The organism is Sinorhizobium glycinis (assembly GCF_001651865.1).
In the GTDB taxonomy this organism is placed as follows: Bacteria; Pseudomonadota; Alphaproteobacteria; order Rhizobiales; family Rhizobiaceae; genus Sinorhizobium; species Sinorhizobium glycinis.
The window spans coordinates 1-19,934 of record NZ_LPUX01000062.1 but is presented as its reverse complement, the minus strand read 5'-3'; the positions used below and the strand labels follow the sequence as shown (position 1 = coordinate 19,934).

Here is a 19,934-nt window from a genome sequence, read left to right as displayed (position 1 = left end):
ATGCACGGCGGACACCATCACCACCACGGCGCCCAGTCGCACCATCATGACCATGATCAAGACCATCACCAGCATGCGGGACCCGGCCACAACCGGTCGCGCGGCACCGTACAATGGCAGGTGCCGCATCGACCGGAAAGCGAGGACCTCTCGCCGCCACGCGAGCGCGACCTCGATCTGGTCGAGGCGAGTTTCGTCGAGAACTTCACTCGCGCGAGCGATCCGACAAGCTTCCTCAGGCTTGCAGGCGTCCCCTTTGTCGGCGTCGACGCTTCCGGGAAAGCGCTGCATCTGCTGCGCGTCGAGACCACGGATCGTACCGATATCGGCACGGTCGTGCCGCTCCTCGGCGGCGGCGGCGTGCGCTACGACGTGCTGCCGGCACGCATGACCTCGCGCCGCCACGACCTCTCGTTCCTCTATCACGACGGCCAGGCGGTCGTCCGGCTTTCCTTCGCCGAGGCGCGCAAGCTCGAGGACCGGACCGACGCCTCGCATTTCGACATCGAGCCGATCAAATGAATTCCTCCTTCAGAAAGGCAACACCATGAATTTCAAGACTCTGACGGCGCTCGCAATCATCACCGCGAGCCTTCCCGGCCAGGCGCTCGCCCATACCGGCAACGATCATGTCCACGGCATTGCAAGCGGCTTCCTGCATCCCTTTTCCGGCCTCGACCACCTGCTCGCCATGATCGCGGTCGGACTGATCGCAGCACGGCTCGGCGGCTCGGCGCTCTTCCGGCTGCCGCTCGCCTTCGTCTCGGCCATGGTTGCGGGCGCGGCGTATGCCCTGACCGGCGTAACGGTCCCCCTCGTCGAAACGGCGATCATCACCTCCGTCGTCCTCTTGGGCGCGGCGTTGATCGCGAACGCGAACATACCAGTTGCGCTCGCCATCACCGGCGCCGTCACCTTCGGCTTTTTCCATGGCTTTGCCCATGGGACGGAGGGCCCGGCCGCAGCGCCGCTCGGCCATATCCTCGGTTTCGTCGGCGGCACGGTGATCCTCCACATCACCGGCATCGCCGCCGTCCATTCACTTGCCCGACACGGAGCCGGCCCCACGTCGGCGCTTCGCGCAATCGGGACGGGGATCATGGGCGCCGGTATTGGCTTGGCCTTCGTTGCGTGACGCTTCGCGTGAGGAGATGGATATGCGCGCCATTACCAATGTCTTGATTTACTGGCGACAGCTCGTCTTCGCGGGCATGGCTTTTCGCTTTGCTGGTCTTAAGGCCTCGGACCGGGCCTCGCTTCGGCGGACATCCAACACGCGGAAGGAGTCGTGAAAGCGCGGGGCACGAGATTGTCACCCATGTCTTAGGTACGTTCTGTCACCTATGTCTCCGGGCCCAACAATTTGAACCTTGGGCGCCTTGAACGGATTCGATCAGACGACGACCATGCAGTCGAGGTCGCCCGGAGGCACCCGCGTGGAAGTGGTGCAGTTCAGCCTTGCCAAGGATCAACAACAACGGCGCCAGTGCCGCTCTGATGCTTCGCGTCACGACCATCATGCCGTGGACGAGAGCCCTCGCCGCAATCAGCGTGTCGGCCTCGTTGCGCCGGTCGGGGATGTGCAGGTGCGCGCCACGTGTAGCAACCGCATCGTCAACCGGCAGGTTTCGCTCGGCGAAGTATTAGCTGGAAATGCGAGCTATGCCGTTTCTTGGAAAATCAACGAGCAGTGTGTTTGCGAGGGCTTGCCGTCGGAGCGGCTATGCTTTCCCGCAGGATGAGCCTGCTGCGGACAACCGTGCGCGTCGCCGGTTCCTTTCCAGATCGATCGATAGCGTCAAGCAGCAGGGCCACGGCAGCTTGGCCCATATGTTCCACTGGCTGCTCGATCGTGGTCAGCGGCGGCGAGCAGAAGGCGCAGACGGGCGAGCCATCGAAGGATACGATCGAGAGGTCGCCCGGGATCGTCAGGCCCCCCTGCTGCATCCGGCTCATGAAGGAAATCGCCATGTCGTCGCTGGTCGCGATCACCGCCGTCGGCTTGACGGCGAGTGCGGCAAAGTCGTCAGCGGCCTGGATACCGATCTCGAAACCTTGCTGATAATCCAGATTGCCTCCGGATCGCACCACGGCCTCCTCTGGCAATCCTGCTGCATCCAGCGCCTCGAGCACGCCGCCGTAACGCTCTACATCATGGTAATTGCCCTCGGGGCCGGCAATGTAAAGGAACCGCCGATGACCCAATCGGATCAACTCCGCCGTCGCTTCGCGCACCGCCTCGCGGTCGTTCGTCACGACGCTCGGTAGTCCGGCATCGCTCATGTCGAGCAGCATCGAGACGATCGGGAGGCCCGCATTTGCAAGAGACCGCCCGTCCACCTCCGGGAGTTTAGACGACAGGATGATGGCCCCCCGCGCCGTGCCGCCGAAGGCGAGGTCGAGAATGTGCCGTTCGGAAATCTCGTCGCGATCGAGGTTGGCGATCATCAGGTTGTAGCCATTCTGGCTCAGCGACTTGTTGATGCTCTGCAACACCTGTGGAATGACCTGAGACGCGCCGTAATAGAGCGACCCCGGAAGGATGATCATGATCGTGTTGGACTTGCCGACCCTCAGGCCACGCGCCATGGCATTCGGCGTGTAGCCCAGCTGCTTGGCCGCAGCATCGATCTTGGCGCGCGTCTTCTCGTTCACGCGCCCGGGATTGGCGAGCGCCCGGCTGACCGTCGAAATCGCAACCCCGGCGAGCCGCGCTACGTCCGCCATCAATGGGCCTGACGGCTCCTCCCCGAGCACATCCTTGTTGTTGCTCATGTTTCTTTCTTTCCTCCGGATGCTTCGGTTCAGAATTGTAGGGCAACCGTTGCGCCATGGCAAACGATTGCCAGAATTTGCTTGCATAAAAAAGCAGCCCGGTTATTATCTAATCATGGCAAACGATTGCCATCGGGTAATGCGTTGAAAAGTAACGGCTTATTTGATGCGGCAGCGACGTTTCCGCAAACGGTAAGCATGCCTGAGGAATGGACTGACTATGGCTTCTGGCGACAGGCTCCGCTTCGGCGTCGATCTCGTGACTTTCTTCCATCCCGGCTTCTGGGGCGTTGCCGACGATGGCGCCATCGTAGAATACGCGCGCACGGAGCCGCGCGCCTTCTGGGACAAGATCCTGGACAGCGTCCAGGCCTCTGGCGTCACCGGCGTCGAGCTGACCTTCTCTCCCTTCAACTGGCAGGACGCGATCAAGACCTATGGATCCGTGGAGGCTTTCGAGGCGGAACTCTCCGGACGCGGCCTCACGCTGTGCAGCGGTTTTTTCGCAGAACTGGAAGCCGCCGGTGATTTCACGCAAGCCGAAGCCCAGCGCGCCATCATCGACAAGGCGGAAAGATATGCCGACTTCCTCAGGGCCTGCGGCAGCGACATCATGGTGATCGGCGCGCCGCTTCGTCAGACGCTTGGCGCCCGGCCGGTCAGGTTCCACGATTTCGACCGCGCGAAGGTGATCGCCGATTTCCTCAACCGGCTTGGCGCGATCCTTTATGCCCGAGGCCTCCGGCTTGCCCTGCACACCGAGGCCCATTCGATCTTTGCCGCTGCGCGTGACGTGGATCTGATGATGCTGCTGACCGATCCGGCCTACGTGCACATGTGCCCGGACACGGCCCATATCATTGTCGCCGGCTCTGATCCCGTCCAGCTTGTCGATCGTCATCACGAGCGGATGATCATCGCCCATTGGAAGGATGCGATCGGGCCGATGCCCGCCGATACCCTTATCGACGAGCATATCCACGATCGCCACCGGCCCTATTTCTGCGGCTTCGGCCTCGGCCGGGTCGACTGGCCGGCCTGGATCCGCCTCCTGCGTGACAGGAGCTTCGAAGGCTGGGCGATCCTCGAACTCGATGCCGCGTCCGATCCGGTCCGCGACATTGCCAACGGGCTCACGCTCGTCCGGCAGGCCCTGCTGCCCATCTATCGCTGAGTCTAAATCCCAAGACGACGAACGCCCCGAAAAGAGGGCCCTTTTGAAGAGGTGGAACAATGAAGAATACGATGAAACTGTTTCTTGCCGCAGCGGCGCTCACCGCCGCTTTCGGCACAGCCCACGCTGAGGACAAGCCGACGATCGAGATCATGTCGTCCTGGACCTCGGGCGGCGAGGCGGCCGCGCTGAACGTGATCAAGACCGAGTTCGAGAAGCGCGGCGGAGTATGGAAAGACTCCTCCATCGCCGGCTTCGGCGCCGCCGATGCCGCCTTCCAGAACCGCATCGTCGCAGGTGATGCGCCGGGCGCCAAGCAGGGCGTCATCGGTCTTGCGGCGGCCGATTTCGTCAACCAGGGCCTGATGAACCCGATCGCCGACCTGGCTGCAGCCGGCAAGTGGGCCGATGCCCTGCCGAAGTCGATCTACGATCTCATCTCCTACAATGGCGAAGTCTATCTTGCGCCGACCGGCGCGCACGGTGAGAGCTGGGTCTTCTATTCGAAGGAGGCCTTCGAAAAGGCGGGGATCGCGGATGAGCCCAAGAGCTGGGACGAATTCTTCGCTGGCCTCGACAAGCTGAAGGCTGCTGGTATCGTTCCGGTCGCCTGGGGCGGCCAGCCGTGGCAGCAGAGCAAGGTCTTCAACATGATCCTCCTCTCCCAGGTCGGGATCGACGGCTTCGTGAAAATCTATGTCGACAAGGACAAGGGCGAGGCCTCCGTCGAGGGCGTGAAGAAGACCCTCGAAATCCTCGGCAAGCTGCGTGCCTATGTCGATGACGGCGCCGCCGGCCGCAACTGGAACGACGCCACCGCCATGGTCATCACCGGCAAGGCCGGCGTGCAGTTCATGGGCGACTGGGCCAAGGGCGAATTCACCGTCGCCGGCAAGGAGGCGGGCAAGGATTACGGCTGCATGATCGCCCCGGAATCGTCGGGCATGGTCTACATCGCCGACTCCATCTGGTTCCCCAAGACCGGCAATGCCGAGACCGACAAGGCCCAGAAGCTGCTCGCCGAAGTCGTGATGGACCCGGCGGTCCAGCTCGAGTTCTCGGTCAAGAAAGGTTCGGTTCCGATGCGTTCCGACGTCGACAAATCCAAGCTGGACGTCTGCGCTAAGAAGGGCCTCGAACTGATGACCGCCGGCAGCATCGTGCCGGACCAGGCAATCGTGCTCACGCCCCAGCAGGTCGGCCTGCTCGATGACTTCGTCGACGAATACTGGAGCAGCGGTTCGCAGGACGCGGCCTCTGGCGCCGAAAGTTTCTTCGCGATCTTCGAGTAAGATAGGGGCCGCGCCGGTCTGACCCCGGCGCTGCAGTCGCCGGCCGCCGCCTCTTGCGGCGGCACGAGCCCTTTGCCTTCCGTCCGTCCAGAGAGCTGGCCGATGCACACCAAACGCAAGCGCAACTTGTCCGTGACCCTCGCGCTGCTGCCGACATGGTTCGCCGCGGTCGTGGTCTACATCGGCACTATGTTCTGGTCGATCCGCATGTCGTTCACGGACTCGACCCTCTTTCCCTCGTCGAACTATGTCGGCTTCGCCCAATACGTGAAGCTGTTCCACTCCGCCAAATGGCTCGCCTCGCTTCAAAATGTCCTGATTTTCGGCGTGCTCTACGTGAGCGGCTGTCTCGTGCTCGGCTTCCTGTTGGCTGCCGCTCTCGACCGCAAAATCCGCTTCGAAAGCGCCTTCAGGAGCATCTTCCTCTATCCCTATGCCATGTCCTTCGTCGTGACGGGCCTGGTCTGGCAGTGGATGCTCAATCCCACGCTCGGTATCCAGGCGAGCGTGCGCTCGCTCGGCTGGGAGACGTTTGTCCTCGACTGGGTCGTCAACCGCAACATGGCGATCTACGCCCTGGTCCTGGCCGGCGTGTGGCAGGGAGCGGGGCTCGTCATGGTCATCGCCCTTGCCGGCATGCGCGGCATCGAAGCCGAGCAATGGAAGGCCGCCCGTATCGACGGCATTCCCGTCTGGCGGATCTATGTCTCGATCATCCTGCCCCAGCTCGGGCCGGCGCTGGCCGCCGCCGGCATGCTACTCGCCATGGGCGTGATCAAAACCTATGACATCGTCGTCGCAATGACCAATGGCGGCCCCGGCAATTCGACGGAGGTGCCGGCGAAATTCATCATGGACAATCTGTTCGGTCGCCAGAACCTCGGCCTTGCAACGGCCGGTGCGACAATGCTCGTCCTCGGAGTCGTCCTTGCCGTCGCCCCGTTCCGCTACGCGATGTACTTGCGCAGCAACAGGGCGAAAGGAGCCGCGTGATGGCCCGTCCTCATCCGAACGGCCCGAAGCCGGCGCAGATTACGGCCGGACGCATCGGCCTCTACGCCTTCCTTTTTGTCGCCGCACTTTTCTTCCTGCTGCCGCTCTACACGATGATCGTCACGTCGCTGAAGACGATGGACGAGATCCGGCTGGGGCACATCTTCGCCCTGCCGGAGGCGCCCGACTTCTCCGCCTGGGTCACCGCCTGGTCCGGCGCCTGCATGGGAACGGTTTGCGTCGGCATCCGCATCGGCTTCTGGAATTCAGTGGCGATCACCGTTCCCTCGGTCGCGCTCTCTGTCTTCATCGGCGCCGTCAACGGCTATGCGCTGTCGCTCTGGCGGCCGCGCGGGGCAAGCGTGCTGTTCGGGCTGCTGATGGCCGGCGGCCTGATCCCCTACCAGATCTTCCTCTATCCGATGGTCCGGGCCATGGCAAATATCAGTCTCTACAATTCGCTGGCCGGCATCATCCTCGTGCATGTCATCTTCGGTCTGCCGCTGGTGACGCTGCTCTTCCGCAACTACTTCGTCAGCGTGCCGGAGGAGCTGTGCAAGGCCGCACGGGTCGATGGCGCCGGCTTCTGGCGCATCTTCTTCGAGATCATGCTGCCCATGGCGGTTCCGATGATCGTCGTCGTCTCGATGCTCCAGTTCACCGGCATCTGGAACGACTTCCTGCTCGGTCTGGTCTTCGCAGGGCGCGACAACCTGCCGATGACGGTTCAGCTCAACAACATCGTCAATACCACCATGGGCGAACGCACCTACAACGTGAACATGGCGGCGACGATCCTGACCGCCATCGTTCCGCTCGCCGTCTATTTCCTGTCCGGCCGCTGGTTCGTGCGCGGCATCACCGCCGGCGCAGTCAAGGGGTAATCATGCAATCCGCCGTCTCCATCAAGGACCTGAAGATCGCCTATGGCGGCCATACAGTGATCGAGAAGATGTCGATCGACATCGCGCCCCAGGAGTTCCTGGTCCTGCTCGGCCCTTCCGGCTGTGGCAAGTCCACGCTGCTGAACGCGATCGCCGGCCTTCAGGACATCACCGCCGGCGAAATATGGATCTCCGGCAAGAACGTCACCTGGGAAGAGCCGAAGGACCGCGGCATCGGCATGGTCTTCCAGTCCTACGCGCTCTATCCGCGCATGTCCGTCAGGAAGAATCTCTCCTTCGGCCTGCGCGTCGCCGGCCTGCCGAAGGCCGAGATCGAGACGCGTGTCGCGCGCACTGCGGCCCTCCTCCACCTCGACAAGCTGCTCGACCGGCGCCCCGCCGAGCTTTCGGGCGGCCAGCGTCAGCGTGTCGCCATCGGGCGGGCGCTGGTGCGCGAGGTCGATGTTTTCCTGTTTGACGAGCCCCTCTCGAACCTCGACGCCAAGCTGCGCAACGAATTGCGCGTCGAGATCAAGAAGCTGCACCATGGCCTGGGCAACACCATGATCTACGTGACCCACGACCAGGTCGAGGCACTCACCTTGGCCGATCGGATCGCGATCATGCGGGACGGTGTGATCCAGCAGCTCGGCTCCCCCGCCGAGATCTATCATCGCCCGGCCAATCTCTTCGTCGCCGGCTTCATCGGCGCGCCCGCGATGAACTTTGTCGAGGGCCGGATCGAACGCGCAAGCGGCTCGCCGGTCTTCGTCAGCAACGGACTTGCCGTCGATCTCTCTGGTCACTCCTTCCGGGCACTCACGCCGGAAGGACCGGCAACGCTCGGTTTCCGGCCCGAGCATCTGGTGCTCGACGGCGTGGCAAGCGGCCTGCCCGTCATTGCGGGCCGCGTCTCCGTCGTGGAGCCGATGGGCGCAGACGCCGTTGTCTGGTTCGACTGGGCCGGCCAGAGCCTGTCTCTGCGAATCATGGGCGACGTGACCCTGCAGCCGGGAGACGACATGGCACCGGGGCTCGACATCGCGAAGGCATCGCTTTTCGGCTCCGACGGTTCCCGTCTGTGACGCTCACAAGTAGGGTTTGAAAATACATGTCTCAGGAAATTTTTGATGCGCTGGTGATCGGTTCCGGCGCGGCGGGCTCCTTCGCGGTCAGGGAGCTGACCGCGAAGGGCTTGTCAGTCTTGCTTCTGGAGGCTGGCCCCTTCATCGGCCCGAAGGACTTTGACCCCTCGCGCAAGAAGGAACCCGCGAGCAGCATCAATATCTGGGAACGCGCGCGAGCCACGATCAAGGGCCAGCCGATCCAGGCACGCGCCGCCTTCTTCACGGAACGTTTCAGCCATTTCTTCGTCAATGACCGCAAGAACCCTTACACCACGCCGAAAGACGCGCCCTTCCTCTGGATCCGGGGCCGGCAGGGCGGCGGCCGCCTGCACAGTTTCGGCCGGGTTCTGTTGCGTTGGACAGACGAGGATTTCAAGATCCGGTCGCGCACCGGAAAAGGCGTAGACTGGCCGATCTCCTATGACGAACTGGCGCCTTTCTACGACGAGGTGGAGGCCTATCTCGGGCTTTACGGGAACAAGGACAACGTGCCGACGCTGCCGGACGGCGTCTATGCCAAGCCCGCAAGCGTCACGCCGGCGGAGCAGGCCTTCAAGCAGGCCGTCGAAAGCCGCTGGCCGGAGAGGCACGTGATCTCATGGCGCTATATCGCCCCGGACGCCGAGCGCGTACCGCGCCCCTTGCGCGATGCCGCGACGAGCGGGCGTCTGACAATCCGCTATGACGCTGTCGTTCGCCGCATCAACACCGATGACAAGACGGGCCGCGCTACGGGTGCGGAATTCATCGACCGCCACACTGGCAAACTGGAGACGGTCCGTGCTGCAAACGTGGTTCTCTGCGCCTCTCCGATCGAGAGTGTCCGGCTCCTTCTGAATTCTGCCTCAGGGAAACATCCGGACGGGCTCGGTAACAGCTCGGGAGCGCTTGGGCGCTATTTCATGGACCAGCTTCCATGCCTCGCCTTCGGTTCGTTCTCAGGGGCCAAAGGTTGGGCGCATGACCCATCTGCGCCAGTCGATCCGTTCTACAATCCTTCGGGCGGGATCTTCATTCCGCGCTTCGGTGAGGGCGACGCCGGCCGTGGCGATTTCGATTATCAGGGCAGCATTGGCCGCGCCCCCGTGCCAGACGATGCCGATGCACGGCTTGCCTTCTTCGGCTTCGGCCGCATGCTGCCCTACGCCAACAACCGCGTCACGCTCGATAGCCGGCGCAGGGACGCCTGGAACATCCCCGTGCCGCACATCCGCTGCGTGATGCATGATGAGGAGCACGCATTGCTCCACCGACAGGAGGAAACGCTGATCGATATGATCCGGGAGGTCGGCGGCGACCTGGAATTCATTGGTTCGCCCTTAGGCCTCAAGGAGATCGGCCGTGGCGCCTTCCCCGACGCCGACGCTTTCAGCCGCTTCGTGTTCCGCAAGTGGTTCCGCAAGACCATGTGCATGGGCGCGGCGATCCATGAAACGGGCGGGGCGCGGATGGGGGAAACACCGAAAGAATCGGTGGTCAATTCCTACAACCAGCTTTGGGACGCACCCAATCTCATTGTCACCGACGCCAGCGCCTTCCCCGGCAGCGGCATCGCCGGCACGACCCTTACCGTCATGGCGCTGACGATCCGCGCCTGTCGGAACCTTGTCGATCAGTACCGCACGGGAACTCCATAGGCCCGGCTTTCTTGGGGGGAGGCATGAACAATGTGTTCTGGCGGAGGGTCACGGCGAACATCCTAGCGACATTCGCCGCCTCTCACTGCAGCGTCGCATATAGCGGATGGCGCCGACTTAGGCGAACGACGCTGGGAAAATGCGTATGGACGGGGGGCTCTCTGCATCGCCGCAAAGCTTATCCTTCGTCGATCACCCTTTCGCAAGCTCATTCAGGCGTTATGCTGTGAGCCAATAACGAAGCGTGAGGCCTCATGACGGAGCGACATCAGAGCCACTCCCGGGAGCGGATGACTATTCTTGGCGATCTTGACGCCGTCTCCTTCATTCCCTGGATCCGGCGCCATGCCGCCAAGCTTGGTCTCTCCCAGGCCATATCTCATACCAGTTCCGACCGGATCGAACTCGAGGTCGCCGGACCGGTGGATCTGATCGACATGATGGAGCTGGGATGCTCGCTCGGGCCGTTCGACGTCTGGGTCGAGACGATACACCGCAGACCGATCGACGGCGGAGGCGACCAGTGGCGCGACTGGCCCTCTTGACCGTCTAAAGTTTATTCTGCCGTTTATTTAATCAAAGTTGCCAATGCAGAAAAATTATGCAAGCGTGGCAACACTGAGCCGCAAAGGCTCGCGTCGACTTCCGGTTTTTCGCCAAGCCAAAGCATTGGTATCATTCAGAAAGTCTATTTATGCTGTCCGACAAGACGGACTCGTGGACGCCAGTCGCCCTTTCCGCGGATTTGCCAGCGGGAACCGTAATGCCGGCACGGACGCCAGCCGGACCGATCGCCCTGTGGCGTAGTCAGTCGGGCCGGGTAGCAGCATCGGCGGACAGGTGTCCGCATCGGGGCATGCGCCTCTCGCATGGCTTCGTGCGTGGCGAGGCCCTTTCCTGCATCTATCACGGTTGGAGTTACGCCCGGAGCGGAAACTGCTTGCGCATCCCGGCCCATCCGGGTCTCACGCCGCCGGAAACAATACGTGTAGGAACGCATGCGGTTGAAGAGTCCGACGGGGTCATCTGGGTTGCCGTGGGAGTACCCACAGCTCAGCCCCCGCGGCTTGAAGGCGTCGTTCCCCTGCGCTCACTGACAGCACATACAGGTGTTGCGGCTGTCGAGGCCGCGGCCGGCGCAAAGGCAGGCGCCGTCGGCCTGGTCTGGCAAGCGCAGGATGCGCAGCAGATCCGGCTGCTGCTTGCCCCGCAGGGTGACGAGCAGACGCTGATCCATGTTCTGCTGGACCACAACAGCAGCCTCTCCCAGCGCATCGGCGCGTCACGTGCGGTCGAGAGACTGCGGCGGGCGGCCGAAGATCTTCAGACGAAAGGGATCGCGCCATGATGCAAGACGCGATGATCGACGAGTGGTATCCGGTCGGCCTTTTCAGCCAGCTCGACGTCAAGGGACGCAAAACCGCCCTGATGGGAGAGCCCATTGAGGTGGCGCTCGACGCCGAGCGCCGCGCTAGAGTGACGTGCGGCGATGGGCGTACCCTCCCCGTCTGCGTCCGCTACGGTCATGTCTGGTCCTCTCTCGGCAAACCCCAGAAGGATCTTTTCGCGATTCCCGAGGCTGACCAGCCCGGCCGCCGACTCGTCGACGTCGGCGCGATTCGCGTGCGCTGCTCGCCGCTGCGCGCCGTCGAGAACTTTCTCGACATCGCGCATTTCCCCTTTGTGCACACCGACATCCTGGGTGCAGAGCCGCATACGGAGGTGCAGGACTACAAGGTCGAGATCCGGCAGAAAGAGGATGAGGTCTGGGCGACGCAGGTGAAATTCTACCAGCCGAAGGCTGCCAAATCGGCAAGCGGCGGCATCACGACGGAGTACATGTACCGTGTGCCGGCGCCGACCTGCTCGGTTCTCTACAAGACCTGTCCGCCCCGGCCCGGCGAATGGGACGTCATCACCCTCTTCGTCCAGCCGCTCGCCGAAGATCTGTGCGACGTCTGGCCATGGATGGCACTCTTCGACGATGTCACACCGATGACCGACCTCATCCACTTTCAGCAGACGATCTTCCTGCAGGACCGCTCGATCCTCGAAAATCAGATCCCGCGGCTCCTGCCGCTCGATCCCGGGATGGAAATCCCGACGAGAGCCGACCTTACCTCGGTCGCCTACAGACGCTGGCTGAAACGCCATAACTATACCTACGGCGCACAGCTGGTGGCGCAATGAAGCTCTACGATTACGTCCTTTCACCGAGCTGCTACAAGGTGCGCCTGATGGCGGCTCTGGCCGGCGTGAAGCTGGAAACCAGACCGGTCGACTTTCATCCCGGCGCCGAGCATCGCGGCACCGAGCTGCTGGCACTCAATCCGGCGGGATCCATTCCGATCCTCGAGGATGGCGATCTGATCCTGACCGAATCCGCCGCCATGCTCGCCTATCTTGCCGCCAGGGCCGCGCCGGAATGGCTCGGCAGCGGCGCGCCGGAGGAAGCGGCGCGCATCCAGCAGTGGCTTTCGTTCGCGCACCGGCTGACCGCGAGCCTCGGCGGCGCGCGCCTTCACGAAATGCTCCAGCGGCCGGGCGACATCGGCGCACTTCAGGCGCAGGGCATCGCCGCGCTTCGCGAGCTGGAAGCGGGCCTGGTGGAGCAGCGCCTGCGCGGCATGCGGTTCCTCGCCTCCGACCAGCCGACGGTTGCCGACATCGCCTGTTTCCCCTACGTCGCGCTCGCGCCGGACGGCGGTATCCCGCTCGACCCCTACCCCGCCATAAGGCTCTGGTCCCGCGCGATCCGCGGCCTCGATAATTTCATCGAGATGCCCGGAATCCACCGGCTGCACGAGCTGAAGCCCGAACCCCATGTCGAACCGGGCGAGGTGTGACATGGCCGGTTATCTTCTCAGGAACTGCGCGGCCGTCATCGTGGACGAGGGCAACGGTCCGGGCGTCTCCCGGAACGTGGACCTCCTGACGAATGGCCCCGCGATCGAGGCAATCGGCGAAAACCTTCACAAAGGACCGCTGCCGCCCGGGACGATCACGCAAGACGCCACCGGCTGGTTCGTCTATCCCGGTCTCGTCAATACCCACCACCACTTCTTCCAATGCTTCGTCCGCAACCGCGCGGATCTCGACTGGACGAAGCTGTCGGTCATCGAATGGCTCGACCGCATCTATCCGATCTTCTCGCGGCTCAACGAGGATTGTTTCTACCACGCCTCCGTCACGGCGATGGCCGAGATGATCAAGCATGGCTGCACCACGGCCTTCGACCACCAGTATTGCTTCCCGCGGCACGCCGGCAAACGGCTGATCGACCGCCAGTTCGAGGCCGCCGACCTTCTCGGCATGCGCTTCCATGCGGGCCGCGGCGGCAACACGCTGCCGAAATCCGAAGGATCCACCATCCCGGACGCCATGCTGGAAACGACGGACGAGTTCGTCGCCGATTGCGCGCGGCTGATCGACACCTACCACGATGCCAGCCCCTTCAGCATGCGGCAGGTCGTGGTCGCGCCCTGCCAGCCCGTTAACTGCTACCGCGAGACTTTCGTGGAGTCGGTCGCACTGGCGCGCGATCGCGGCGTGCAGATGCACACGCATGTGGGCGAAGGCGAGAGCCCGGTCATCGAGGCCCGGCACGGCATGCGGACGGTCGATTACTGCGCGGAGCTCGGATTTGCCGGCCCGGATACTTTCTACGCCCATTGCTGGGAACTGAGCCACGACGAGCTCAGGACAATGGCCGCAAGCGGTACCGGCGTCTCACACTGCCCCGAGCCGGTCTATCTGGTCGGCGCCGAGATTACCGATATTCCGGCCATGTCGGCCTTTGGTCTGCGCGTCGGTCTCGGTTGCGACGGCGCGGCCTCCAATGACAACTCGAACCTGATGCACTGCATACACTCCGCCTACATGCTGCAGTGCCTGACGGCATCGACGCGCGCGCATCCCGTGCCGCCGCCGGCGGATTTCCTCGGCTATGCAACGACGGGCGGCGCGGCCCTTCTCGGCCGCCGCGACATCGGCCGGCTTGCTCCCGGCATGGCCGCCGATCTTTTTGCGATTGACACGCGGCGCATGGACTACGTCGGCACGCGGCATGATCCGCTGAGCCTGATTGCCAAGGTGGGCATCGGCATGCCGACCGACATGACCATGATCAACGGCCGCATCGTCTGGGCGAAGGGCGAGTTCATCGGGCTCGACGAGGCCCGGCTCTTTGCGAAAGCCGAGGCCGCTCTTGCGACGGTAGAATTCTGAAATTCACAACAGGGGGACTGACATGCTGAACAACCTGACCCGCAGAACATTGATGAAGGGCATTGCCGCCGCCGGCCTCACAAGCGTGCTTGGCGGCCGGGCCGCAATGGCGGCCGACGAGCCGCTCGGGATCACCCTCGTCATCCCCTCTCCCGTCGGCGACGTCGGCTGGGGTCATGCGCTTGCCGCCGGCCTCGATCCGGTCAAAGCCGCCTACGGCGACAAGGTGAAGGTCACCGTTATCGAGAACATCCCGGAAGGTCCCGATGCCGACCGCATCATGAACAAGACGGTCTCCGACGGGAACAACTTCCTGATCGCCGGCTCCTTCGGCTACCAAAACGGCGCCCTGCAGATCGCCCGCCGCAATCCCGCGGTGACCGTACTGCACGCTTCCGGCTTCCAGGTGGCGCCGAATTTCTCGCCCTTCGCAGCCAAATATTTCCAGGGGACCTACCTGCTCGGCATGGCTGCCGCCGCACTCTCCAAGACCGGAAAGCTGGGCTCGGTCTCCGCCTTCGCCATCCCGGAGCTGATCACATCCATCAACGCCTTCACGCTCGGCGCGCAAGCCGTGAATCCCGATGTGGAGGTGTCGGTCGTATGGGTGAACTCGTGGTTCGATCCGGCCAAGGAGCAGGAGGCCGCCAAGGCTCTCATGGCGCAGAAATGCGACGTGATCTTCTCCAACGCGCAGGACACGCCGTCCGTCATCTCGGCCTGCGAGGAGGCCGGCGTCTACGCGTTCAATCTCAACTCGTCGATGAAGAAATACGCCCCCAAGACCTATCTCGGCTGCGTGGCGACGGATTGGTCGCCCTTCTTCAAGGCCTCGGTCGACGCCCATTTCGCCGGCACCTTCAAGGGCGCCAACGCCTTCCTCGGCGTATCCGACACGGTCGTCGAGGTCGTCGACTGGAACGCGGATATCCCGGCCGACGTCATGACCAGGATCAAGGCGATCGAGGCGAAGATCGCCGATGGCAGCTTCTCGCCCTTTACCGGGCCGATCACCAAGGCCGACGGCAGCGAAGGGGTGGCCACCGGTACAACGCTCCCGGATGGCGAAATCGTTGCGATGGACTGGCACGTCAAGGGCGTCACCACCCCTCTGCCGAAGTGAGCCATGACCGCCCCTCTCCTGTCGCTCCGCGGCATTTCCAAAAGCTACGGCCAGATTACAGCCAACCAGGATGTCGATCTGGACGTGGCTCCGCAGTCGATCCATGCGATCCTCGGAGAGAACGGGGCGGGCAAATCGACGCTGATGAAGCTGGTCTACGGCGTCGAGCAGCCGGACGGCGGGAGCGTCGTCTGGGACGGACAGCCCTTGAGCCTTGCCTCCCCTGCGGAGGCGAGGCGCCAGGGGATCGGCATGGTCTTCCAGCACTTCTCGCTCTTCGAGACCCTGACGGTCGTGGAGAACATCCAGCTGGTCGTGCCCGGCCGGAAAGCCGATCTCACGCAACGCATCCGGACGCTCGGACGCGACTTCGGCCTCGAGGTCGATCCGCTTGCCCATGTCCATGCGCTTTCCGTCGGCGAGCGGCAGCGGGTGGAGATCATCAGATGCCTGATGACCAATCCGAAGCTGCTGATCCTCGATGAACCGACCTCCGTCCTGCCGCCGCAATCGGTGGACAAGCTCTTCGACACCTTGCGTCGCCTGCGCGACGGCGGCGTTTCCATCCTGTTCATCTCCCACAAGCTCGAGGAAATTCGGTCGATCTGCGACAGGGCGACGATCCTTCGCGGCGGGCGCGTCACGGGCCATGTGGACCCGCGCGAGCATGATGCGCATGACCTTGCCCGCATGATGATCGGCCGCGATATGCCGGAACCGATGCCGGCACTTCCCCAGTCTAGCGGCGAGAAGCGCCTAGAGATCATCGGCCTCGACTACCGGTCGGACGACCCTTTTGCCATGCCGCTTTCCGATATCAGCCTCACGGTACGTGCCGGCGAAATCCTCGGAATAGCCGGAATTTCTGGCAACGGGCAAAGCGAGCTTGCCGCGCTGATATCCGGCGAAACGATCCTGCCGCGAGCACTGCGCGACCGGATCTTCATGATGGGACAAGACGCGGGGACGCTCGACGCAGCTGCCCGCCGGCAGCTTGGATTCGCCTTCGTTCCCGAAGACAGGCTCGGACGCGGCGTCGTACCCGAAATGTCGCTCGTCCTGAACAGTCTGCTGACTGCGCATTCGCTCAAACTTCTCAGCCATGGTCTCATCGACAAGGCAAAGGCGACGGCGTTTACCAACGCGTGCATCGGCCAATACGATGTCCGCACGCCCGGCCCGGACGCAGTAGCCGGGTCGCTTTCAGGCGGCAATTTGCAGAAGTTCATCATTGGGCGCGAGATCATGCTCTCTCCGAAACTGCTGTTCGTGGCGCAGCCAACCTGGGGCGTCGACGTCGGGGCCGCATCCGCCATCCGCAGGCGGCTCATCACGCTGCGCAACGAAGGCATGGCAATCCTGGTTATTTCCGAGGAGCTCGAGGAGCTCTTCGAACTTTGCGATTTCATCCAGGTGCTGCACCACGGCCGGCTCAGCCTGCCACTCGTCACGCGGCACACGCGACCCGAGGAGATCGGCCGATACATGATTGGAGCACACACTCCATCGCAAACCGCAGACCAGAAGGCCCTGGCATGAGTACTCTCTCCGGGGCCTTCCTTCCCACGCTTGTCCGCCGGGAGCACGCCTCGCTTGCCGCGACCCTGCTTGCGCCTCCGATCGCGCTCGCCGCGGCGACCGTTGTCAATCTGGGGCTCTACGTGCTGATGGGCCGCGATCCGGTCGCCGTCGTCTATGCGATGCTTCTCGAGCCCTTCCTCTCCTGGGCGTCGTTCTCGGAGGTGCTGCTGAAGACAGGTCCGCTCCTCCTCATCGCACAGGGCCTGGCGATCGGCTTTCGCGCCAAGGTCTTCAACATCGGTGCCGAGGGCCAGTTCATTCTGGGCGCGATATTCGCCTCGGCCATTCCGGTATGGTTTCCGCAGGCAACCGGCCAGTGGATCTGGCCGGCAATGCTGCTGCTGGGTACCCTCGGCGGCGCACTATGGGCTTCGCTAACCGCTTTCTGGCGCGTCAGGCTCAACGCGAACGAGATCCTCGTTTCCCTGATGCTGAGCCTCGTTGCCGCGCAGTTCCTCAATTACCTTCTCCTTGGTCCCTGGAAGGATCCTGACGGCTTCAATTTCCCCCAGTCCGTGATGTTTCAGTATGACGCGATGGTGCCGATTCTGATCTCCGGTACGCGCGTCAACGTCTCGCTGCTCCTGACAATCGCCCTGTCGATCGCGGCATGGATCTTCATGCAGAGGAGCTTCATCGGCTACAAGCTCCAGGTCGGCGGCTTGGCGCCGCGTGCCGCCAGCTACGCCGGCTTCAACGAAGGATGGGCGATCTGGCTCTCCCTTCTCATTGGCGGATGCGCCGCCGGCCTCGCTGGCGCAGCGGAGGTCGCCGGTCCCCTCGGCCAGTTGCAGCGCTCGATTTCGACCGGTTATGGCTACGCGGCCATTATCGTCGCCTATCTCGGCGGCCTGCATCCGATCGGCATCGTTGTCTCGGCGCTGTGCATGGCGGTGCTCTATATCGGGGGGGACAATGCCATGGTATCGGCAAGCCTGCCGATCGCAGCAGTACGCGTCTTCCAGGGCAGCCTCCTTCTTGCCTACCTCGTCGCCGTCGCCTTCGTGCGGTACCGTCTTGAATGGCGCCGTGCCGCCTGCAGGAGCCAGCCATGAACGCCATCGAGTTCATTCTTGCCGGTATGCTCGCAGCTGCGACGCCGTTTCTGCTGGCGGCTCTCGGCGAGCTGGTGGTCGAGCGCGCCGGGGTTCTCAACCTCGGCGTAGAGGGCTTGATGGCGTTTGGCGCGGTGCTCGCCTTCATCATCGTCCATCATGGCGGGGGACATGTTCTGGGTTTCGTCGCCGCCGGCCTCGGCAGCGCCGTCCTTTCGCTTGTTTTCGCCGTCATCACGCTCGGATTTCGGGCCAACCAAGTGGCGACAGGCCTTGCCATAGGCATCCTGGGCCAAGGTCTCTCGGCGCTTTTCGGCAAGACCTATGAGAGCCTCACCGTCAAGGGGATTCCAAAGACTGCCCTTCCATGGCTTCCCGAAATCCCGGTAGTCGGCGTCCTTTTCATCCAGGACGTCGTCGTATGGCTTTCCCTTGTCGCAACCCTCGCCATATGGGCGATGTTCGCCTATACGAAGATCGGTCTCGTCATCCGGGCGATCGGCGAGAACCCCAATGCCGCCCACGCCATCGGCTATTCGGTCATCGCCGTCCGCTTCGCCGCCGTCGCATTTGGCGGGACGATGGCAGGCTTAGCCGGCGCCTACGCGGCGGTGGTTTACACCCCGCTTTGGGCCGATGGAATGATCGCCGGGCGCGGCTGGATCGCCATCGCACTTGTTGTATTCGGGACGTGGCTCACCGGCCGGATCTTCCTCGGCGCATGCCTCTTCGGCGCCGTTTCCCTAATGGGCCTGGCAGCCCAGGCGAGCGGATTGGACGTTCCGTCACAAGTGCTTGCGAGCGTGCCGTACGTCGTCACCATCATCGTGCTTGGCATCATTTCGGCAGACCGCCGCCTGCTGAAGCTGAACGGCGTCGCCTCGCTCGGCGAACCCTTCGAACGTTAATACATAACACGAGGTGTGCCACGCGCCGCCACGGTGCCAGCGATCCGGTCGCGCGTTTGAGCTTCACCAGATTGTTCACGAAACGCGGCGACACCCGGGAGTGCCGGGCCGCAGCCCGGTGGCTGTGACCGTCCTCGACAAACGCAACGACACGACTACTTAAAGCAAGCGGATGTTGCCCATGAGCTCCCCCCGTCAAAGCGAGGGAATCACAGCCAACCCCGTTCGGGAATCGGGAACTTAAAAATCGCGACCCGCTTTAGGTCTTTGCTTTTGTGCACGTCACGTGTTCCCAAAAACCGCTGCACATCATGCGTTTGCTCCGCCGCTCCAACCCTTTATTGCGACGTCAGGTGGTTCCACCTGACTGTAAAATGCCCTCTGTGCAATGGTGCAATTGTTTGTCGGCGAGGAGATGCAGGAGCGTTCGATCGGGCGGTAAGGGCCGTGGCCGCTCGCCGGCAAAGGCGACGACTTGCCGGATTGCCGCCATTCCTGCTGTCCGTGAAAACCGCGGCCGTTCCCGAAGACCGTTTCCTGATGTGCGTCGTCACGACGACCTGTGGTGCTTGAACGGGGTGCTTTTTGGGGGGGCTTGGAGCGGCACGAGCCCGTCGACGCGGATGCGGAGGAGCTCTGTGTGATTGGTCTGGCTGGGGGGATTTGGCCGTTGGTTGCGGGGGCAGGATTTGAACCTGCGGCCTTCAGGTTATGAGCCTGACGAGCTACCGGGCTGCTCCACCCCGCGTTATTTCTTCAAAACATAAGGGCCGCGTGTTGCGGCCCCTTTCTTTTCGGCTGGGCCGAGTGTGTGAGAGAAGATGTTTTGTTTGAGTTTGTCTTGCGCTTTGCAGACCTGGCAGCGACCTACTCTCCCGCGTCTTGAGACGAAGTACCATCGGCGCTGGGGCGTTTCACGGCCGTGTTCGGAATGGGAACGGGTGCAGCCACCCCGCCAGAACCACCAGGTCGGCAAAGCGCAAGCTTTTGCGCCCGGAGGGCGCAAACTTTAATCGAGAAGCTGGTGAAGCGATTGCTTCGTTTTTTTGAACACGTCTTTTGCGCCTTGTCCGGAGATTCCAGCAGCCGGCAGAGCCGAGCCGCCGGTTGTCCGGCGCGCCGTCCGCAGCGCCTTTGGCGCGTGAGGACAGAAGATAG

The 19,934-nt window shown here is 63.0% G+C and carries 18 protein-coding genes, 1 tRNA gene, 1 rRNA gene and 1 pseudogene; 17 read left to right on the top strand and 4 right to left on the bottom strand.

The window, feature by feature from the left end:
* Both AU381_RS18250 and AU381_RS18245 read left to right on the top strand, forming a co-directional pair.
* On the top strand, positions 1 to 522 hold the full coding sequence (locus tag AU381_RS18250; RefSeq protein ID WP_064243171.1) for a hypothetical protein: 522 nt from the start codon (positions 1 to 3) through the stop codon (positions 520 to 522).
* A gap of 25 nt (positions 523 to 547) precedes the next feature.
* Positions 548 to 1,135, top strand: coding sequence for a HupE/UreJ family protein (locus tag AU381_RS18245; protein WP_064243170.1), 588 nt, complete (start codon positions 548 to 550; stop codon positions 1,133 to 1,135).
* 317 nt (positions 1,136 to 1,452) lie between these two features.
* On the opposite strand, the pseudogene AU381_RS30775 reads toward AU381_RS18245, so the two are convergent.
* Both AU381_RS30775 and AU381_RS18240 read right to left on the bottom strand, forming a co-directional pair.
* Positions 1,453 to 1,640: pseudogene (locus tag AU381_RS30775) on the bottom strand (PIN domain-containing protein); the annotation flags it as partial.
* 40 nt (positions 1,641 to 1,680) lie between these two features.
* Positions 1,681 to 2,775: a LacI family DNA-binding transcriptional regulator gene (locus tag AU381_RS18240; RefSeq protein ID WP_064243169.1), complete on the bottom strand. Its 1,095-nt coding sequence runs from the start codon at positions 2,773 to 2,775 to the stop codon at positions 1,681 to 1,683.
* A gap of 220 nt (positions 2,776 to 2,995) precedes the next feature.
* Here AU381_RS18240 and AU381_RS18235 point away from each other — a divergent pair, with 220 nt between their 5' ends.
* The 15 genes from AU381_RS18235 to AU381_RS18165 all read left to right on the top strand — a co-directional run bounded on the left by AU381_RS18235 (position 2,996) and on the right by AU381_RS18165 (position 18,776).
* A complete protein-coding gene (locus AU381_RS18235; protein WP_064243168.1) occupies positions 2,996 to 3,949 on the top strand; it encodes a sugar phosphate isomerase/epimerase family protein in 954 nt (317 codons plus the stop codon).
* 59 nt (positions 3,950 to 4,008) lie between these two features.
* Positions 4,009 to 5,241, top strand: coding sequence for an ABC transporter substrate-binding protein (locus tag AU381_RS18230; RefSeq protein ID WP_064243167.1), 1,233 nt, complete (start codon positions 4,009 to 4,011; stop codon positions 5,239 to 5,241).
* Between the two features lie 102 nt (positions 5,242 to 5,343).
* Positions 5,344 to 6,234, top strand: coding sequence for a carbohydrate ABC transporter permease (locus tag AU381_RS18225; protein ID WP_064243166.1), 891 nt, complete (start codon positions 5,344 to 5,346; stop codon positions 6,232 to 6,234).
* The gene (locus AU381_RS18220; RefSeq protein ID WP_064243165.1) at positions 6,234 to 7,118 is read left to right on the top strand and encodes a carbohydrate ABC transporter permease; all 885 of its coding nucleotides are present in this window, start codon (positions 6,234 to 6,236) and stop codon (positions 7,116 to 7,118) included. Before AU381_RS18225 ends, AU381_RS18220 begins: the two co-directional genes overlap by 1 nt.
* A 2-nt stretch (positions 7,119 to 7,120) precedes the next feature.
* On the top strand, positions 7,121 to 8,203 hold the full coding sequence (locus tag AU381_RS18215; RefSeq protein WP_064243164.1) for an ABC transporter ATP-binding protein: 1,083 nt from the start codon (positions 7,121 to 7,123) through the stop codon (positions 8,201 to 8,203).
* Between the two features lie 26 nt (positions 8,204 to 8,229).
* A complete protein-coding gene (locus tag AU381_RS18210; RefSeq protein WP_064243163.1) occupies positions 8,230 to 9,882 on the top strand; it encodes a GMC oxidoreductase in 1,653 nt (550 codons plus the stop codon).
* A gap of 254 nt (positions 9,883 to 10,136) precedes the next feature.
* Positions 10,137 to 10,427: an acylphosphatase gene (locus tag AU381_RS18205; protein ID WP_064243162.1), complete on the top strand. Its 291-nt coding sequence runs from the start codon at positions 10,137 to 10,139 to the stop codon at positions 10,425 to 10,427.
* 149 nt (positions 10,428 to 10,576) lie between these two features.
* Positions 10,577 to 11,230: a Rieske (2Fe-2S) protein gene (locus tag AU381_RS18200; RefSeq protein WP_064243161.1), complete on the top strand. Its 654-nt coding sequence runs from the start codon at positions 10,577 to 10,579 to the stop codon at positions 11,228 to 11,230.
* Positions 11,227 to 12,072, top strand: coding sequence for an aromatic ring-hydroxylating oxygenase subunit alpha (locus AU381_RS18195; RefSeq protein ID WP_064243160.1), 846 nt, complete (start codon positions 11,227 to 11,229; stop codon positions 12,070 to 12,072). The genes AU381_RS18200 and AU381_RS18195 overlap by 4 nt, the downstream gene beginning before the upstream one ends.
* Positions 12,069 to 12,728, top strand: coding sequence for a glutathione S-transferase family protein (locus AU381_RS18190; protein WP_064243159.1), 660 nt, complete (start codon positions 12,069 to 12,071; stop codon positions 12,726 to 12,728). The genes AU381_RS18195 and AU381_RS18190 overlap by 4 nt, the downstream gene beginning before the upstream one ends.
* Position 12,729: 1 nt before the next feature.
* Positions 12,730 to 14,109 (top strand): amidohydrolase, encoded by a 1,380-nt coding sequence (locus AU381_RS18185; RefSeq protein WP_064243158.1) that lies wholly within the window; start codon positions 12,730 to 12,732, stop codon positions 14,107 to 14,109.
* Between the two features lie 25 nt (positions 14,110 to 14,134).
* Positions 14,135 to 15,232, top strand: a complete 1,098-nt coding sequence (locus tag AU381_RS18180) for a BMP family ABC transporter substrate-binding protein (protein ID WP_174552537.1) — start codon at positions 14,135 to 14,137, stop codon at positions 15,230 to 15,232.
* A 3-nt stretch (positions 15,233 to 15,235) separates the two neighbouring features.
* A complete protein-coding gene (locus tag AU381_RS18175) occupies positions 15,236 to 16,771 on the top strand; it encodes an ABC transporter ATP-binding protein (protein ID WP_064243156.1) in 1,536 nt (511 codons plus the stop codon).
* The gene (locus AU381_RS18170) at positions 16,768 to 17,868 is read left to right on the top strand and encodes an ABC transporter permease (protein WP_064243155.1); all 1,101 of its coding nucleotides are present in this window, start codon (positions 16,768 to 16,770) and stop codon (positions 17,866 to 17,868) included. The genes AU381_RS18175 and AU381_RS18170 overlap by 4 nt, the downstream gene beginning before the upstream one ends.
* Positions 17,865 to 18,776 carry an ABC transporter permease gene (locus AU381_RS18165; RefSeq protein WP_064243154.1) on the top strand — a complete coding sequence of 304 codons (912 nt, stop codon included), beginning with the start codon at positions 17,865 to 17,867 and terminating at the stop codon, positions 18,774 to 18,776. Before AU381_RS18170 ends, AU381_RS18165 begins: the two co-directional genes overlap by 4 nt.
* Before the next feature lie 671 nt (positions 18,777 to 19,447).
* Here the strand turns inward: AU381_RS18165 and AU381_RS18160 are convergent.
* Together AU381_RS18160 and rrf are read right to left on the bottom strand one after the other, a co-directional pair.
* Positions 19,448 to 19,524: transfer RNA gene (locus AU381_RS18160), tRNA-Met, on the bottom strand.
* 106 nt (positions 19,525 to 19,630) lie between these two features.
* A 5S ribosomal RNA gene (gene rrf, locus AU381_RS18155) occupies positions 19,631 to 19,745 on the bottom strand.
* Between the last annotated feature and the right edge of the window lie 189 nt (positions 19,746 to 19,934).

What these genes read in the sequence shown, in the direction of transcription:
- AU381_RS18250 (WP_064243171.1), top strand. Translation starts at nt 1, where the DNA reads ATGCACGGCGGACACCATCACCACCACGGCGCCCAGTCGCACCATCAT.
- AU381_RS18245 (WP_064243170.1), top strand. Translation starts at nt 548, where the DNA reads ATGAATTTCAAGACTCTGACGGCGCTCGCAATCATCACCGCGAGCCTT.
- AU381_RS18240 (WP_064243169.1), bottom strand. Translation starts at nt 2,775, where the DNA reads ATGAGCAACAACAAGGATGTGCTCGGGGAGGAGCCGTCAGGCCCATTG.
- AU381_RS18235 (WP_064243168.1), top strand. Translation starts at nt 2,996, where the DNA reads ATGGCTTCTGGCGACAGGCTCCGCTTCGGCGTCGATCTCGTGACTTTC.
- AU381_RS18230 (WP_064243167.1), top strand. Translation starts at nt 4,009, where the DNA reads ATGAAGAATACGATGAAACTGTTTCTTGCCGCAGCGGCGCTCACCGCC.
- AU381_RS18225 (WP_064243166.1), top strand. Translation starts at nt 5,344, where the DNA reads ATGCACACCAAACGCAAGCGCAACTTGTCCGTGACCCTCGCGCTGCTG.
- AU381_RS18220 (WP_064243165.1), top strand. Translation starts at nt 6,234, where the DNA reads ATGGCCCGTCCTCATCCGAACGGCCCGAAGCCGGCGCAGATTACGGCC.
- AU381_RS18215 (WP_064243164.1), top strand. Translation starts at nt 7,121, where the DNA reads ATGCAATCCGCCGTCTCCATCAAGGACCTGAAGATCGCCTATGGCGGC.
- AU381_RS18210 (WP_064243163.1), top strand. Translation starts at nt 8,230, where the DNA reads ATGTCTCAGGAAATTTTTGATGCGCTGGTGATCGGTTCCGGCGCGGCG.
- AU381_RS18205 (WP_064243162.1), top strand. Translation starts at nt 10,137, where the DNA reads ATGACGGAGCGACATCAGAGCCACTCCCGGGAGCGGATGACTATTCTT.
- AU381_RS18200 (WP_064243161.1), top strand. Translation starts at nt 10,577, where the DNA reads ATGCTGTCCGACAAGACGGACTCGTGGACGCCAGTCGCCCTTTCCGCG.
- AU381_RS18195 (WP_064243160.1), top strand. Translation starts at nt 11,227, where the DNA reads ATGATGCAAGACGCGATGATCGACGAGTGGTATCCGGTCGGCCTTTTC.
- AU381_RS18190 (WP_064243159.1), top strand. Translation starts at nt 12,069, where the DNA reads ATGAAGCTCTACGATTACGTCCTTTCACCGAGCTGCTACAAGGTGCGC.
- AU381_RS18185 (WP_064243158.1), top strand. Translation starts at nt 12,730, where the DNA reads ATGGCCGGTTATCTTCTCAGGAACTGCGCGGCCGTCATCGTGGACGAG.
- AU381_RS18175 (WP_064243156.1), top strand. Translation starts at nt 15,236, where the DNA reads ATGACCGCCCCTCTCCTGTCGCTCCGCGGCATTTCCAAAAGCTACGGC.
- AU381_RS18170 (WP_064243155.1), top strand. Translation starts at nt 16,768, where the DNA reads ATGAGTACTCTCTCCGGGGCCTTCCTTCCCACGCTTGTCCGCCGGGAG.
- AU381_RS18165 (WP_064243154.1), top strand. Translation starts at nt 17,865, where the DNA reads ATGAACGCCATCGAGTTCATTCTTGCCGGTATGCTCGCAGCTGCGACG.